The following is a 17,009-nucleotide window of genomic DNA, read 5'->3' as shown; positions in this document are numbered from 1 at the left end:
ACAACCTATTTTAAGCAATTTGATTAATAAAATATCATTTAGAAGTAAAGGATATTAGTCTTCTTTCTGCTTAATTCTAAGCAATTTCATGAAGAACTGCTTGTAATAATTCACATCGAAAAGCGCCGAATCTACCGTTGCTTTGTAGGTTAAAAATGCGGCTAGCGGCGTAAGCACAATAAAGGCAATCCACATGGCAAAAATTGGATTTAGAGAGCCTTCTCTTGCTGATTTTTCGGCAACGGTGGTTAAAATGTGATAAATTAAAAAGAATGAAATGGCAATTACTACGGGCAAACCCATGCCGCCTTTTCTGATAATTGCACCGAGCGGGGCTCCAATAAAAAAGAGGAGTACGCAGGATGCGGCCAATGTAAATTTGCGTTGATACTCTACACTGGTAAAAATAAGTTCGCCCATTAAATCTTTGTAGCGTGGGGCGCCGTTACTTAGGTTTTGCGCAATGCTAGAAACAATGCCGTTGGCCGTTTCTAAAGCTTGCTTACGTGCGCCGGATGGAATACTCGTCAAAATTTGATCGCCAATTTTTTTCGGACTGATTTTAACTTTGGTATAGCCTTTAGCGGTATTGTTCTGCCTGAAGTTGTTGGAAAGGTTTGCGGTGGTGTTGCGGTTTAAGGTATCGATTACTTTGCTCAGGGAATCTCGTTTCCGATCTATACCTTTCAAATTCAGCATTACTGTACTGTTCCCGAAAGCATTCGGATCGGTTTTATTCATTTTAAATGAGGAAAGGTCGAATTTGGGTTCTGTTTCCTTAAACCTGCTTCTTATTAAAACTTGCCTAGGGTTATAAATGCCATTGTTATTGGCTTGTTCTTCGTACTGAACGCCATTTTTTAGCTTTAATACCATATAATTACCATCGCTGGTTTTGTTCATCTCCCCTTCTTGTGCCTTTATAATTTTCGGGATGCCGTTTGATCCTCTATGATCATACAAGGTGATGCCATATAAAGTACCATTTAGGTCTTTCCGATCTACCCGAATGGAAAAGTTCGGAATGCTGTTGTTGAAAACACCTGGTTTGATTAGAAAGGCTAACTTTTTATTCCGAACATCGTACATGAGGGAATAGAACTTAAGGTTGGCCTTAGGCAACATATAATTGGAAAAGAAAAAGGAACTTACGGATAGGGCAAAAATGAGTATCATTAATGGCCTCATGGCTTTTTGAAGGGATATTCCAGCTGATTTTATGGCGACGAGCTCATAATTTTCTCCAAGTGTACCGAAGGTCATGATAGAGGAAAGCAAAACGGACAGGGGCAATGCCATTGAAATTTGCACCATAGATTGATAGTACATCAACTCTAAAATGGTGTACCATTCAAATCCCTTGCCGATTAAATCATCTACGTACTTAAATAAAAAAAACATCAACAGGATAAACATCACTACAAAAAAGGTAGCGATGAATGGCCTAATAAATGCTTTTATAATAAGAAGATGTATTTTTTTCACCTTACAAAGGTAAACAATGCATGGGGAATTTTATGCACCTAAAACACTTATGAGATAATCAATCTGGTTGTCCCAAATCGATTTTTTCTCAGCAAGGAGGTCATCTGTTGTAAAGTCGGTTATGGAGAGTGCTACATCATTGGTTAATTCATCTTGTACAATTTCCATTTCGAAATAGCACTGCGGTTCATCGTCCAACCATTTGAATTTTACCAATTTGTTCTCTTTTATGGAAACGAGCTTAGCTTTTTGCTGCTCATCATCCCAAGTAAAGGTATATACTTGATCGCGAAAATTTACATCATCTGCAAACCATTGCGACAAGCCATTTGGCTCACTTATAAAACTATACAGTATTCGTGGTGACGATTTAACCTCGTACTCAAGCGTAAATTTTTTCTTTTCTGCCATGTTAATTCATTACCAGAATAAATTTCCGGACTAATTTTTTATTTTATTTTTCTAAAGAAAGGTAATTTATTCTATATTTGCAACTCCAAAAAATAACCACTTAAATATTTGATATTATAAGCAAATATTTTTACCCGGCGGGGTAGCTCAGATGGTTAGAGCGCAGGATTCATAACCCTGAGGTCGGCAGTTCGATCCTGCTCCCCGCTACCATAGTGGGCAAATCAAATTTTTGTTTGATTTGCCCCTTTTTTTTGCCTTCGAAAACCGTCTTTAAAGTACCTAGAACGCGGATTGCCTCATTCATTCGAATAGTTCGATGTTGTATTCCGTCAAAAGTGAGATTTTGAGGATACATCGAACTAATTATTCGTCGTTTCCCTTCAGAATCTGCATTTAAATAGGTTTCTGAAAGGTTTGTTATCATTTTAGTTGCTTTTCCAATTAAATCACCAATATTCTCTTTCCCTTTGGATAGGTCAATTAGTTTTCCTTCCAAGATTGATATGTTTTTCTCGCATTCCGATTTAATCTTCCGATACTCAAAATCAAGAATTACATCATTTAGCATTTTATCTCTAGCTTTTGTAATTCGTGAATTAAATTCTTCCAGCTGTTTTTTCACATTCCAAATCTGGTCATTATCTTCACCAGCTATTGCTTGATATACCTGTTTGAGAATCATACTGTAGGCTTCGTTTAGGACAGGGTCTATAGAATACTTTTCTAGCTCCTTAATAAAAAGTTGATTAACCTTATCTGCATTGTACCTCACCCCGCATTTAGAAAAGCAATGGTAATAATGGTAATGCTTTTTGCAACCTTTGGAAGCACTTCCGGACAGCATATAACCGCATTTTGGGCAGATCAGAAAACCCCTCAGAGGCAACATATCCAATGAGGCAATGGTTGTTTTCTTGGGTTTATTACGGCGATCTAAAATATCCATTGCTTTATAAAAAACTGCTTCGGAAACAATCGCATCGTGCTGACCTTTAACAGTATGCGCTTCTTCATCTTTAAATTTAGAAATAGGAATTCTACCGCAATAGATAGGGTTGCGTATCACCTGCCAAAAATTCTTTCGACCAGTTTTTAACCCTTTTTCAAATGCTTCTTTCCAAATTTGATCTATGTACCACTTACCCGTTGACAATTCCTCGTAGACCCATCTCATCAAAGATGCCTGTGGTTCGACCGGACAGATATATTTTTTGCCGTCCTCGGTAACTTTATTTGCATAACCAATCGGTGCGGGACCCATCCAGCGCCCTTCTTTTCTTGCCCTTCTCATGCCGTGAAAAGTATTTAGGGCCCTTCGATCATTTTCCACCTCTGGAGCAGCAAGATAAAAGGCCAGCATCATTTTATTTTCAGGAATTGTGATATCTAAAGGCTGTTCTATCGCCTGAGGTTCTACACCATAATCGGATAACAATTTAATCATCTGATATGCGTCACCGGCATTTCTACTGAACCTATCCCATTTGGTAAAGAGAACAAGATCGGTTTGCCCCCGCTTTTTCTTTATTTCGGTTAGTAGCTTTTGCCAGGCGGGGCGTATGAAAGTTTTGGCCGAATGATCTTCATACACCACCTTTCTTACAGCAATATCCCTTGAAAAGCAATAGCGCTGTAAAACTTCCTCTTGGTTGCGTTGAGAATAACCTTTATCTGCCTGTTCATCAGTACTTACTCTTATATATAAATCGGCTATAATCATGTCTTTAATACTTGCTCAACTTCCAAAATAGCTAATACATACAATAAATCCAAGACTTCTTTAGCATGAGTTATCGACATTTTTACACCCTTCTTGTTTAGCATTTCAACCAATTTTTCAGGCTGCATCTTTTCAATTTTCAGCTTTCTCATAATGATCTCGTTTGGAAGGAAACTTATCAAATGTGCGCTTGGATATTTGCATATCACTAACGTGAGCAAGCCTAATAAAAAAAAAGATTTTTCCTTGATATTCAGGAAGCAAATTGATTGCATGAAATGAGTAATAAAAAAGGGCTGAAAAAATCAGCCCTGTAAAATATCTTTTGTATTAAAGAAATTTCAGTTGGTTTGGCATTATGTTTTGAGGCCTATTTCTTTTAGTTTGCTTATAATTTTGATCACCAGCTTTACCAACACATCAAAAAGGATAGAGATTAAAACTATCCCACACAAACCGACCCAGTATTGTTCCCGAGGAATATTGCCGCTATGGGTAATTTCGTAACAATAGATGTTCGCACTGATTCCTAATACCATAGATAGCCAATTTAAAGCATAGAACATTCTGTAAACATCCTTTTCGCAAAGGAAAACTTGCGTTTCTATTGCTATTTCTACGAAAAAAAGTACCATCACAGCAATACAGTACATTACAATATATAACATTTGGTCAATGGCCAATGCCATGGTATGAATGTTATGGAAAACTTGAATTAGCTGTAATGAAAGTGGAGGCAAAAGCCTGGTAATGCTCCATTTTAATATGATTTTTAACATCGTTTGTATTTTTAAAGGGGATAGAACTTACTCTGTTAAGGATTTTGGAGTAGGCATTCCGTAAGAAAAGTGTGTTAAGAGCATTACACCTGAAATACCAATCCTTCTGCGCCCGCTGAATGACAACAAACGCCCGATGCTGGCCTTGAGTTTATGGCCCTTTATTATTTTCAAGAATCTGGGGTGTGGCCGGAATGCACCGGGCCAATACATTTGGAATGGTCAGCATAATAGTAAATTTTAGTGTTAAAATTGTTTATTGCTGACCGATGTATTTAATAATCTAGATCAGCATGCTTAAGTGTTCAATCATTTATCTTTTAGTGATGCATGTATGTTTTACCTTTCATTTCAGGGTTATTAAAGCTAATGTATAGACAAAAAAGCAAGCTGAATGCTACTCGCTTGGGTTATTTTGTTTATTGTGAAAAAAAGTTTTAAAGCTCTTGAATAACTTTAAAACTCTTTCTTCTAAGAAGGCTATTTACGACTATTTGAAAAGACATTTTGAAATAAAAATGCTTATTACTTTCAGAAGTTAAAAGTTTTTAATAAGTTTCAAAAACTATTTAAATCTCTCAAAAACAAAATGAGCCGGCAAACGAATTTACATTTCCATCCAACTGAACCTGCCATTAAGGCCTTCATGGATTTAATCCTTTTTAAAATCTTTTCGACTGAGGGGCTAAGCTCCCCAAAAGATCAAGCTGCATTTTGTCAGGAACAAACAGAAGGGGCAAATGAAAAGGCAAAACGGATTGCTTCTTCGATGATGCTGGAGTATATTCTTGAACCCTATCAGAAGAATGAGAAGCTAAGCATATCTTTACGTTATTTGGAAGCTCTGGATTATTTAATTCAACAAGTAAAAAAGAAAGAACATCACCGCAAATATCTTTTTAGTCAAACAGAGCATCTAGATGCTTTTCGAAATTATATAAAATCAAGTTATGAAAGAGTAAAGGATCCCCAGGCTTTACTAGAACAGATATATGGCCAGAATACAAATGTAGAATTTTTGGATAGTAGCCGATGGCTACTATACGAACGTATCGGCAAAAAACAAAGCCCGATAGACGATCAGTGGGGTATTGCTGTTGGTGAGGTTAAATTTAATACCATGGGCAAATATACTTTGGTGGAAGTGCGCTTCAAGAATGGTAATACTATTCGGTGCTATGAAGGCATAGCTTCAAAAGATCCAGCTTCAGACTATCTTTACCTTAACCTTTCACTCGAACAGGGAAACGATAAGCGTGCACACATGAGTTTCCGTCTTGAAGAAACGGAATGGGAAAAACAAAACCTTCTATTGGGGATGTTCTGTTTTCATTCCAAATTATACGGCCACTTACTTGCCAAAACGGTTGTGATGGAAAAAATCATAACCGAAGTTTCTGACTTATCAAAGGATGCTTCTATGCCAAGACCTGGTATTAACGAGTATTTAGCTAATGATGAAGATTTTTTAAGGATTGCCCCGTCTATACGTAAATTCCTGTATCCAAGAGAGCTTAACCGAATGAGTTTCCCTGATTCAATAATCTCGAATTTAGCAGAACTGGAGGATTTTTTGGAGCAAAAACGCGCTGATGTAGAAAGCCAGGACCTTATGAAACAGCTCTGTGGCAACTACGACGTTATTTTTCCAACCGATAAAAAATATTTAAGTAACGACGAACTTGAAATAAAGTATCTTGAAGATGCGTTTGCTCTTCATTTTGAATTTAGCCATAAAACCACCAAAAGGATTGAAAAAAAGAAAACTTGGGTATCGGCGCAGGAAGTAAGTTCTGATGATAATATTGTTTCTATCAAGCTGCTATCCAAAAAAACAGCGAGTCGTTCTTCATCCAAAAAGCACTCCCCCCTATCCCTTATCCTACATTTGCCGACCGAAGATCTCAACCCCGAGGATTGTGACTTCTTTCCAGCATTGTTGATTGGGCTGCATGATGCTGAAGGCGAAAATATCTGTACACCTGTGATGTTGCTTAAAAAAGAATTAAGCACCGTGGAAAATCAAAAAGCTATTGGTGCTTATTTTTCTGAACCTATTCCAAAAAAAGTATTCATACTTTCGCTCGATTAATATTTTACATGGCCATGCCCCAGTTCTTTTCGATGAGGCCAAATTGACAGACGTTTTAAACTCTCAACCTAAAATATGCAACTAAAAGACATCGCGCTTTTTATTAAGGAAAATTCCAAGGAACAGCTGACAAGTTACTATGGTGAGCTTAAAGAAAATATAAAAGAGACGAATCATTCAATAAACAAGCTTTATTTTTGGATGACCGTCACGGTAGTGATTTATTATCTCTATAAAACTTCAGCCATTTCGGGACTGGAATTTAGTATAATCAAACTGGAGAACATAAAGCTTCTTGGACTCGTTACTGCTCCTATTTTTGCCACGATGTTCCTTTTCAACACCTTACTGGTTTCCCGCCTTTCTGAACTTATACATTTCTCAAAATTGATTGGTTTTCGTATTTATAACCATGGGGAAGTTTCCAGACTCGACCTGATGCCATCCCGGTATATGGGTTTTAGCAGATTGATCCAGCCGTTTTCTTTAAGTCAGGAACTGGCAAAAGACGATGCATCTGAAAAGCTAAACGCTGTCCATATAGCCCTCCGATTACCGGGCGCAATAGTTGCATTAGTACCTCTAGGGTTTCTATTCTATAGTAACTATAAATTGTTTTACGAGAATTTGGATAGTAGTATGGGAATCGCATCGGTTGTGTATACTACCTATATAAATGCATATTCAGTTTACCGATTTTGCAGTAAGATTTGGAAAGAGGCAAAAAAAGCGCCTTTAGCCGAAAATAATACATTGATGTATATTGAAGACTTTTATCCTTACCGACAATTAAATAAGTGAAGCATTAAAAGGTCTTTAGGAAATATTTTTTTGCCTGCTATAGATATGTTCATATGCATTTAAACAAAAATAACAGGCATGAATTAAACATGCCTGTTATTTTTTTACTGAATCTTGTTTACAACAAGGTCATCAAAATAAATGTAACTGGTCTGACTTGACCCCCATACTGCAACATCTTTCCCACCCCTAAAATTGTGGAAGGATAGCCTATTGATCAAGCGCTGGGCGTCATTCGTAGTCCATCGTATTGATTTGTCAAGGACCGTAGTTCCATTAATAATAACCTGGACCCATCCATTTTTATTTGAACCTGTATTACTCTTGATGTAAAGGTGAACGGTATAGGTATTTCCTTTTACGAGGCTTCCGCTGGAAGGATAAGATTTTCCAAAGGTATCACCACAAGGCCCTGCCATATCTCTATGGTAAACATAAGGCTGGAAGTAAACGCGGCTGCCGCTATTGTACCCTAAATGAAGATTACTTTGAACACTTAAGTGACTTATTAAAGGTATTACAGCCGATTGTTGATGACTTAAAAAGCAAAGGATTTATTTAGAACATTTTAAAACCCAAAATAACAGCCCCGTTTAGTTGGAATTTTAGAACACAAATATTTGGCATGTTATGAAAATATTTTGTAAAACTTAGTTTATGAAATATGGATATATTATATCATAATATTGGAGATTGCTTGTTAGAGGTATAAATCAATTCTTTTAATTAATTCCATACACGCTCTGCTGTTATGATATGGGCATTTCCAAACACCTACTTTATCCTCATTTGGCATAATTTCTCCAGCTTCGGTTATTCCCCAAAACCATTCGCCTTCATCATAACTGATGATTCTATCTTTTACGAACGACCAGTTTTTTAAACTAATCTCTAAGAACTCGTCGTTTTTGGATATTTGCCATGCATTGAAAAAACCAACCATGGCTTCTGCCTGAACCCACCAGTGTTTTTCTTTTACGATATGATTATTAGATGGCTCATCCTCATACCATAAACTTCCGTCGGCATCTAAACCTTGCTTAGAAACACTTGCCATCTTCATCGAAATTAATTTTATGGTTTCGATTGATGCTTCATCGTGTACCGCTTCTGCAGCCTCGAGCAATAACCATGCGGCCTCAATATTGTGTCCGTAAGAAATTATGTCTGATTTTGGAACCCAGTTTTCGTCAAAAAACAAAACTAAATTTCCAGTTTCCTTATTGATGATATGTGAGGTAAAATTTTGAAGAAGCTCCATAATTTTTCGCCTCAAATGTTCATTGGGCCAAATTTTATAAAGCGTTGTAAATGCTTCCAGAACATGTAAATGCGTGTTCATTGTTTTCTTTTCATTTGCATCTTTATTGCTTAGCCTCAAATCATCCAAAGGTTTCCACGCTCTACTAAATGCTTCGAAGTAACCGCCTCTTTCAATATCATAACTATTGGCGACCAAGTTTTTGTACAGCTCAATAGCTCTTTCTTTAGCAAACTCATTCTTACTCGCAATAAAGTATTCGCTAAACGCATAAATGGTAAAGGCTATTGCATAAATCTGCTTTTTTATATCGATTGGATTTCCTTTTGCATTAAGCAACCAATAAACACCGCCAAATTCATCATCAATAAAATGATTTATTATGTAGTTGAAAGCTCGATCGGCAATTGCTAGATCATCAGAATTCCCATTTAAATTATAGGCTGAAGAAAAGGACCAAAGAATCCTAGCATTTAATACACTTCCTTTCGGCGCTGTATAATCAATGTTATTATCATTATCAATCTTTCCAACAAAGCCTCCATTAACCTCATCAACAGTAAAATTTTTCCAATAGCTCAGAATATTTTCCAATTCTGAGCTTAATTCTTCTTTATATTTTGCTAAATCTAATTTCAAACCTATTCCGAAATTATAGAAGTTACTTTATTCTTTTCAATGTTGCTTATAATTCTATTGACAGTAGTGGCAGAACGGAATTCATCGGCAGGCGTATTTATTACATAGTCTATCAGAATATCTAATGTACTGGTTGCAACATGCATTCTCGTATCGGATGAGGCGTAATATATAAACATCGTTCCGTCTTCATCCAAAATCCAGCCATTGCTAAAAACTACGTTGGATACATCTCCGATCCGTTCCTCTCCTTCTGGAGCTAAAAAATATCCAGCAGGTTTATAAATTACTTTGGTTAAATCGTCTAAATCTGTCATAAACATATACAGCACGTAACGCAATCCAGCGGCTGTATTTCTTACACCGTGAGCTAAGAACAACCAACCATGCGCTGTTTTAATTGGCTCAGGCCCCATTCCATTTTTTGCCTCATAAACGGTATGGTAATTTTTATTATCAACGATTGATTCTTTATCGATCACTGCATTTTCAATGGATTCACTCAATCCAAATCCAATTCCGCCACCGGTTCCGCTTTCAATAAAACCATCTTGGGGGCGAGTATAAAAAGCATATTTACCATCCACAAATTCTGGATGCAAAACCACATTTCGTTGCTGTGGAGATGGTGTTTTTAAATCAGCCAAACGCTCCCAAGTTTTTAAGTCTTTGGTGCGCACAATTCCACATTGTGCAACCGCCATAGATTGATCGTGTGCAGGCGCATTCGGATCTTTTCTTTCTGTGCAGAATAAACCATACATCCAACCATCTTCGTGGGCAACAATACGCATATCATAAACATTTGTATCAGGTTCGCTCGTTTCCGGTAGTGTTACAGGCTCATTCCAGAAGGTAAAATTATCTACTCCATTATCGCTTTCGGCAACAGCAAAAAAAGATTTTCGATCAGATCCTTCTACTCTTACAATTAAAATATATTTATTGTTAAACTTAATTGCACCCGCGTTAAAGGTTGCATTGATTCCAATTCGCTCTAACAAATAGGGATTCGTTTGAGGATTGAAATCATATTTCCAGTTTAAAGGCGCATGAGCGGCAGTTAAAATAGGGTTTTCATATCTGTCAAAAATTCCATTTCCCAAAACTGCTTTTTTATTCTTAATTGCAATTAAATTGTGGTGTGCTTCCTCTAATTGCTGTCTTCTTTTTTCAAAATCTATCATAAAAATATTTTATTATCTTTTTTAATCTTCTAATTTATTCCACCAAGTTCTTTTCAGGATGAATACAATTACCGCTAAAATGGCAATCGTTATAAAAAGAGGTGTGTGCATGCTCAAGATGAAATACATCGGTAAAATGGTTAGGCAGAGCTGAGCAATTATTCCCAGCAATACGTTGAACATATCGAGCTTAAATCCTTTATTGGCTTGGAAAGTTGGATCATCGGCTACAACCAAAGCGTGAATTGGTTTCCAAAAACCCCACGGCCTAACTGTTTTGTAAAAAGTTTTCAGTGTAGCCTCTTCAGTTGGCGGTGCTGCATACGTACCTACAATACAACCGATCATAGAAAGCGCAAATAACAGTGGCCACCAATAAAGCGGTAAACCATGCGTTACGTAAGGCATTGCCAATGCGGCACCAATACCAACGGCCATACCCCAAAAAAATCCGTTTGCATTAAAGCGCCACCAATACCATTTTAAGCAGTTGGCCGCTACGTAACCTCCGTATAAGCCCCCAACAATCCATTGCAGAATATCGTTTACATTATTGGCGAAAAAACCTAGAATCACACCTATTGCAACCACTACAATACCAACAATATAATTCATGTTGATTACCTTTTTTGTGCTTGCTTTCGGATTGATATATTTTAAATAAATATCGTTTACAATGTAAGCCTGAGCTGCATTAAGCGTACCGCTAAAAGTACCCATAAATGCCCCCAACAAACCTGTAAGCACGACCCCCAAAATCCCAACGGGGAGAAAATTATTTATGGTAGCAGGTAAAATCCGTTCAAAATCGGTAACGCCATCTGGTCCCTTCAAATAAATTTGGTTGTAATATAATAGCGCCAAAACGGTTAAACCAATCACCATAGAATAACGAATCGGCAATAAAATGATACTTACAAAACCTGTCATTTTACTTGCATCCTTCGGGCTACGGGTACTCAAAACCTTTTGCATATCGTAATTTGGTGCTGGGCCCGCAAGCGATGCAAAAACACCTTTCAATAACATCATTCCAAAGAAGATCCCGAATAAACTAAATCCATCATCAGCAATTTTTTTATTGGCATCTGCAGCAATTTTGCTCCAATCCAAATCTAATTTCCAACTGAAGAACGGATCATCCCAACCTTTGGGAACATTTAAAGTATGGCCGTGAAGATGGTTCATGGCAATAACTGCAATTGCAACACAGCCAATCGTCATAAAGGCATATTTAATCATATCCCCAAGAACAATGCTGTGCATACCGCCCAAAATGGAATAAAACATGGCAAATAATGTAAATACAATTCCATAGAAATGAGGAACGTATTTGGCAGGAACATCAAACGGCACATAAGCTTTTACATAATCCCATGGGATAAAAATTTCCATGAATTTGCCCAAACCAATAAAACCGTAGGCTAAAAATCCGAAGCAACTAATTAATGCAAATGCGATTACCACAACGTGAGAGCCCTTTACACCTTTCCCAATGGTTCCAAATCTGGTTTGCAACCATTCTGCACCAGTATTTGCATTACTTCTACGCAACCATTTACTTAGGAACATCATCATAAAAACCTGATTGAAAACCGGCCAAAGCCATGGAATCCAAATACTTTTTAAACCATACACAAAGCATAGCGCAACCATCCACATGGTTCCGCTTATATCGAACATGTCTGATGCATCACTCAAACCCAACTTATACCAAGGCAGAGATTTTCCGCCCATCATATAACTTTCCTTGTTCTGCTTGGCTTTCTTTCGATACCAAAAGCCAATGAAAATCATTGTTGCAAGGTAGAGGATGATGATTAAAACGTCTATTAATTGTAACTTCATATTTGGTTATTATTCTGTAAATTATCTAGTTAGGTAATATTATTGATTTTCTAGTGTCGTACATATCCCCTATATTTTTAAGAAAAAGTGTTTTTGGGTTTTTATAAAATTCTTTAAAATCGATTTCACTCGAGTGGCCAGGATATGGCGCATAAAAATGACCGGTATGCGCATTGCGCCAAACCATTAAATAAGAGATTTTTGAAGCTTCAGCATCGTTCATGATTTTATTAAAAACCGTTGTAAACCATTGTGGCTGAATAAGTTTCTCCTGACCCGTTTCTGTAAGCGCAACAATCTTGTTTTTAGAAATTGCATAATTACAAATCTGTCCGATTGATTTAACGGCTAAATCAATTGATCGTTCATCGTTTAGATCTTTAAATTCGTAATAGTTGTCAAAACCTAAAACGTCTACAAAATCATCTCCTGGGTAGCGCTCCATGTAGTGGTCAAAATTCGCTGAAATTCGATCGGGAGAATAGGCGTAAATTAGATTGTGCAGTTGCTTTTTATCTCGAAGATATTGAACTGTAAATTGCCACAAAGCCTTATATTCCTGAGCCGTACAAAAAGGTTTCCCCCACCAAAACCAATTGCCAGTATTTTCATGAAAAGGACGAAAAATAATTGGAATAAAAACTCCTTTATCGGTTTTTAAAGATTTAATTAGCGAGGCAACTTTATCTAATGCTTTAATAAATTGCTTGTGTTTTTCGCCACCAGGCAGAATAGAAGTAACACATTTTGTGGTATCGTAAAAATTCTTTCCTGTTACAAAATTTTGAACATGCCAGCTTAATGTATTTATTCCACCCATTTTATAAGCCTGTAAACAATAACTTTTAAGTTTTTCGGCACTTTGAAGATCTGAATTGTCTTTTGCAATGGATTCCAAATCCCATCCGAACAGCGCTGGATGTGAACCTGTTATACTCTTAACATCGCTCTTATCATATTCGCCTTTCCAACCAACCCCATACATTAAAGCATCTTGCTGACCGAAAAGCACTCCCTTTCCTGCCAAGTTTTTTAAATTATAGAACAGCGCTTTTGTTTCTATAGTGGCCTTAGGATCTATTGTGTTATTTTCTACAACAGATTTCTGTCCATAAGAAAACCCGAACGTGGCAAGAAATGAGAAAAGCAATAAGGGAAGATATTTTTTCATGCTTTTCTAATTATAAATCGAATACTTTTTTAATCCCTTTTGAAGAAGCATTTTATTACCTTTTAAAAATTCTAGAAAATTTGGAGCAGAAACCTGTCCGGGAAATGGAGCATAATAATGGTTATCCTTTTCCTTTTCTCGATAACCAGCATTGCGCCAAAATAGAACATAAGATGGTTTATGCTCTAGAATTGCCTTTGCAAAAACGTTAGTCCACCAGTTTGCATCAGGAATTTCGACAAATCCAGTTTCTGCAAGTGCACTTAATTTTTTGCTTCTTTTGGCTATTTTATTTTGAATGGCTAAGTTTTGAGCAACATTTAGCGCAAATGATTCACCTTTTTCTACTCCTCCATATTGATAGTAGTCGAAACTTAAAACATCAACAAAGCCATCGCCTGGGTAGCGTTCCAAATATTGTTCTTCTGTTTTAAAATCGCAGGGATTAAAAACATAAATCAAATTGTGTATTTGTTTTTTATCTCTTAAATACGCAATAGTGAATTGCCATAAAGCTTTATATTCTTGAGGGGTACAGGATTTTGCTCCCCACCAAAACCAACCTCCGCCGTTTTCGTGAAAGGGTCTGAATAAAATCGGAATGGCTTTGCCATCACTACCTTTTAGTGATTTAACAAGTACTGAAAATTTATCTAGCCAGCTTTTATACAGCACATGTTTTAAACCATTAGGAAGGATAGATTTTACCGCAACTGAACTGGTATCCCAAGAAGTTTTTCCATTGTAAGGATTATCCATATGCCAGCTTATAGTATTTATTGCGCCCAAATCATAAGCTTTTTTAATATACTGTTTCATTTTTTCGAATGGAACACCATCAATATTTTGCTTTTTATCGGTTTCTAAACCAGAAATATCCCAACCAAAAACCGCAGGATATTCTCCAGTTAAATCTTTGATATCGCTCCGACCATTTTGATATTTCCAGCCTATTCCATAAGCCAAATCATCTTGATGCCCGAATAGCACTTCCTTACCCGACAACTTGATTAAGTTTCTATATAAATTCTTAGTATTTAAGGTTGCTTTTTTATCAATCAACTGTCCAAAAACGTTAACAAGCCCTAAACAAAAAACAAAGAAAAATGGAAGTATTTTTTTAATCATTCTGATATAATTTGGCTAGTGTTTCGGCTCATATAATAATTATCTAAAATACTGATGTAATTAACTTAAACAATAATACTATTTTAACCAATTAGTATATAATATACATTATTTAATGATAAATTATGGCTTAATATATTAATAAACAAATATATTTTTATTACATTGCATCAATGTTCTTTTATCTTAAAGATATTTTTTTCGAACGTATCAGTTATGAATAACATCATTAAAGAAATAACGCCTCTCACTCAAAACGATTGTTTTACGATTTTTTCGAGAGTAAAAAAAGACTTTGACTTCCCGCTTCATTTTCACGAAGAATTCGAATTAAATTTAATATTAAATGCTTCGGGTGCAAAGCGAATTGTTGGCGATAATATTGAAGAAATTACAGATATGGAATTGGTGTTGGTTGGCCCAAATCTTTCTCATGTTTGGACAACGCACAATTGCAAAAGCGAGGAGATAACTGAAGTTACGATTCAGTGGCACAAAGATCTTTTTGATGATAAAATGTTGCGCAGAAACCAGCTCAGTTTTATTCGTAAAATGTTCGAACGTTCGGTTAGAGGGATTTTATTTCCCAGAGAAACCATCGAAAAAGTTTACAATCGCATTTTGGCGATAAACCAATTGCAGGGATTTGATTCCGTTTTGGAACTGATGAGCATTCTTCACGATTTATCAACTTCGAAAAGTATGCGGGTTTTATCTGATGCGACTTTTAATAATGATCAGGTGTTAAATTATAATAGCAGAAGAATTGACAAGGCTTTCGAGTTTATGAATGCTAATTTCGATAAGCCAATCACCTTAAAGGATTTATCGAAACTGGTAAGCATGACTGAAGTTTCCTTCAGCCGATTTATAAAAAAACGTACGGGAAACACTTTTATTGATAGTTTGAACGAAATTCGTTTAGGACATGCTACGCGAATGCTGATTGAAACTACACATTCAGTTGCAGAGATTTCTTACAATTGCGGTTTTAACAACATTTCAAACTTTAATCGATTATTTAAGAAAAAGAAGCATTGTACACCAAAAGAGTTTAGAGAAAATTTTTCGGGAACGAGGGTATTTATTTAGTTTTTTGAAGAAGATTAATTATCAAATAAAAGTTTATACCCCCTGAGTTTAAGAGTTTCGGTAGGTGAGACATCAATCAATTAGCCTAACAAATTTATTTAGTTTTTTCATCTATCGGTTGGTGCCTCACCGACCGAAAAAGCCAAGGTTAACTTACTTTTCCAAAATTAAAGTTAAAACATCATGAGATGGAACTTCCGTTTTTAAACCGTTTTTTGTTGTTCCAACAGATTTTCTCGTCCAGGCATTTTTAATTTTATACAAAATAGAGTTTGCATTCAGTTCTTTTTTAAAAACTTCATCCTTAACTTTTTCTATCTGCCAGTTAAAATCGATTTTTTTGGTTTCTCCAGCGCGATTTAAGAACGAAACCGCCCAATTACCATGATTTAAAGGTTTAAACCAAACTTCAAATCCATCTAATTTTGAATACTGAAAGCCTTGAACACCCAGTACATCCTGATTAATTGCAATAATATCTTTATTTGTTAAAACTTCAACCGTTTCTTGATTCATGTTTCTTAAATCGTTACCAGCAATTAACGGCGCAGCAAGCATTGCCCACATGGCAAAATGTGCTCTGTCTTCGCCTGCAGTAAGCTTCCCATTTCCTATCTCTAACATATCTGGATCGTTCCAATGGCCCGGGCCAGCATATTGGCGTAAGCCATCTTGCTTGTCCAAAATCTGCATCACACCCCACGATTTCCACGTTCCATGATCTTCAATGCAATCAAAACAGTTAAAAATATCTCCGCTGGTACGCCACAAATGCCCAACCGATGGACCCCAAACCCAAGGTTTATCTGTTCCCCATTCGCAAATGCTTAAAACCATCGGCCTGCCTGCTTTGCGCAAGGCGGCGGTAATTGTTTTATAAGCACCTTCAGCTTTTAACCCATCGGTGTTGCACCAATCATACTTTAAATAATCAATGCCCCAACTTGCATAAGTTAATGCATCTTGAAATTCATAACCTCTGCTTCCTGGTCTACCTCCACAAGTTTGAGAACCGGCATCAGAATATAAGCCCAGCTTTAATCCCTTGCTGTGAACATAATCGGCCAAGGCTTTCATGCCAGAGGGAAATCTTTTCGAGTCTGGATGAATAAAACCCAGACTATCCCGATCTCCATGCCAACAATCATCAATATTAATGTAAGTATAGCCAGCCTGTTTCATCCCTGAGCTTACCATGGCATCAGCCGTTTCTTTAATTAATTTTTCGTCTACATTACAGGCAAATTTATTCCAGCTGTTCCATCCCATAGGAGGCGTTAATGCTAAACCATCAAATTTGTTATAATTCTGAACATAATTATTTCCTTGGCTAAAAGCAACCGAACTTGTAAAAAAAGCAATTAATAGAAGAAATCTAAACTTCATAAACTG

General features: G+C 36.5%; 15 protein-coding genes and 1 tRNA gene. 4 read left to right on the top strand and 12 right to left on the bottom strand.

All coding sequences use genetic code 11. From position 1 onward, the window contains the following. Positions 1–54 precede the first annotated feature (54 nt). Together DHW03_RS15725 and DHW03_RS15720 are read right to left on the bottom strand one after the other, a co-directional pair. Entirely contained in the window at positions 55–1,485 is a 1,431-nt protein-coding gene (locus tag DHW03_RS15725) for an LptF/LptG family permease (protein WP_109926805.1), read from the bottom strand. Positions 1,486–1,515: 30 nt separating this feature from the next. Further along, positions 1,516–1,896 (bottom strand): START-like domain-containing protein, encoded by a 381-nt coding sequence (locus DHW03_RS15720; protein ID WP_109926804.1) that lies wholly within the window; start codon positions 1,894–1,896, stop codon positions 1,516–1,518. 136 nt (positions 1,897–2,032) lie between these two features. Here DHW03_RS15720 and DHW03_RS15715 point away from each other — a divergent pair. Next, a tRNA-Met gene (locus DHW03_RS15715) sits at positions 2,033–2,109 on the top strand. Here DHW03_RS15715 and DHW03_RS15710 read toward each other — a convergent pair. From DHW03_RS15710 to DHW03_RS15700, 3 genes are all read right to left on the bottom strand, one after another. Beyond that, a complete protein-coding gene (locus tag DHW03_RS15710; RefSeq protein ID WP_109927213.1) occupies positions 2,066–3,619 on the bottom strand; it encodes a recombinase family protein in 1,554 nt (517 codons plus the stop codon). The two genes, DHW03_RS15715 and DHW03_RS15710, sit on opposite strands and share 44 nt — an antisense overlap. Continuing rightward, on the bottom strand, positions 3,616–3,771 hold the full coding sequence (locus DHW03_RS19350) for a hypothetical protein (RefSeq protein WP_165825440.1): 156 nt from the start codon (positions 3,769–3,771) through the stop codon (positions 3,616–3,618). Before DHW03_RS19350 ends, DHW03_RS15710 begins: the two co-directional genes overlap by 4 nt. A 204-nt stretch (positions 3,772–3,975) precedes the next feature. Further along, entirely contained in the window at positions 3,976–4,398 is a 423-nt protein-coding gene (locus tag DHW03_RS15700) for a hypothetical protein (protein WP_109926802.1), read from the bottom strand. Positions 4,399–4,987: 589 nt separating this feature from the next. On the opposite strand from DHW03_RS15700, the gene DHW03_RS15695 reads away from it, so the two are divergent. Then, positions 4,988–6,490 carry a hypothetical protein gene (locus tag DHW03_RS15695; RefSeq protein WP_109926801.1) on the top strand — a complete coding sequence of 501 codons (1,503 nt, stop codon included), beginning with the start codon at positions 4,988–4,990 and terminating at the stop codon, positions 6,488–6,490. A gap of 75 nt (positions 6,491–6,565) precedes the next feature. Continuing rightward, a complete protein-coding gene (locus tag DHW03_RS15690) occupies positions 6,566–7,291 on the top strand; it encodes a hypothetical protein (RefSeq protein WP_109926800.1) in 726 nt (241 codons plus the stop codon). 104 nt (positions 7,292–7,395) lie between these two features. Here DHW03_RS15690 and DHW03_RS15685 read toward each other — a convergent pair whose 3' ends face one another. The 6 genes from DHW03_RS15685 to DHW03_RS15660 form a co-directional block, all read right to left on the bottom strand. Next, positions 7,396–7,710, bottom strand: a complete 315-nt coding sequence (locus DHW03_RS15685) for a polysaccharide lyase (RefSeq protein ID WP_109926799.1) — start codon at positions 7,708–7,710, stop codon at positions 7,396–7,398. Between the two features lie 281 nt (positions 7,711–7,991). Continuing rightward, positions 7,992–9,191 (bottom strand): AGE family epimerase/isomerase, encoded by a 1,200-nt coding sequence (locus DHW03_RS15680; protein ID WP_109926798.1) that lies wholly within the window; start codon positions 9,189–9,191, stop codon positions 7,992–7,994. A gap of 2 nt (positions 9,192–9,193) precedes the next feature. Then, the gene (locus DHW03_RS15675; protein ID WP_109926797.1) at positions 9,194–10,378 is read right to left on the bottom strand and encodes a glycoside hydrolase family 130 protein; all 1,185 of its coding nucleotides are present in this window, start codon (positions 10,376–10,378) and stop codon (positions 9,194–9,196) included. 21 nt (positions 10,379–10,399) lie between these two features. Then, positions 10,400–12,226: a sodium:solute symporter family protein gene (locus DHW03_RS15670; protein ID WP_109926796.1), complete on the bottom strand. Its 1,827-nt coding sequence runs from the start codon at positions 12,224–12,226 to the stop codon at positions 10,400–10,402. A 25-nt stretch (positions 12,227–12,251) separates the two neighbouring features. After that, positions 12,252–13,397 carry a glycoside hydrolase family 26 protein gene (locus DHW03_RS15665; protein ID WP_109926795.1) on the bottom strand — a complete coding sequence of 382 codons (1,146 nt, stop codon included), beginning with the start codon at positions 13,395–13,397 and terminating at the stop codon, positions 12,252–12,254. A 6-nt stretch (positions 13,398–13,403) separates the two neighbouring features. Next, complete coding sequence (locus DHW03_RS15660; RefSeq protein WP_109926794.1) at positions 13,404–14,525, bottom strand: glycoside hydrolase family 26 protein; 1,122 nt, start codon at positions 14,523–14,525, stop codon at positions 13,404–13,406. 216 nt (positions 14,526–14,741) lie between these two features. Between DHW03_RS15660 and DHW03_RS15655 the strand changes: the two genes are divergently transcribed. Continuing rightward, entirely contained in the window at positions 14,742–15,617 is an 876-nt protein-coding gene (locus tag DHW03_RS15655; protein ID WP_109926793.1) for a helix-turn-helix domain-containing protein, read from the top strand. A 153-nt stretch (positions 15,618–15,770) separates the two neighbouring features. On the opposite strand, the gene DHW03_RS15650 is transcribed toward DHW03_RS15655, so the two are convergent. Continuing rightward, the gene (locus DHW03_RS15650; RefSeq protein ID WP_109926792.1) at positions 15,771–17,003 is read right to left on the bottom strand and encodes a glycoside hydrolase family 27 protein; all 1,233 of its coding nucleotides are present in this window, start codon (positions 17,001–17,003) and stop codon (positions 15,771–15,773) included. Positions 17,004–17,009: the final 6 nt, after the last annotated feature.

The sequence above is a fragment of the Pedobacter yonginensis genome (assembly GCF_003173595.1).
Lineage (GTDB): Bacteria > Bacteroidota > Bacteroidia > Sphingobacteriales > Sphingobacteriaceae > Pedobacter > Pedobacter yonginense.
Note: the sequence above shows the minus strand (reverse complement) of the source record. Positions and strands in the feature narration are given on the sequence as shown.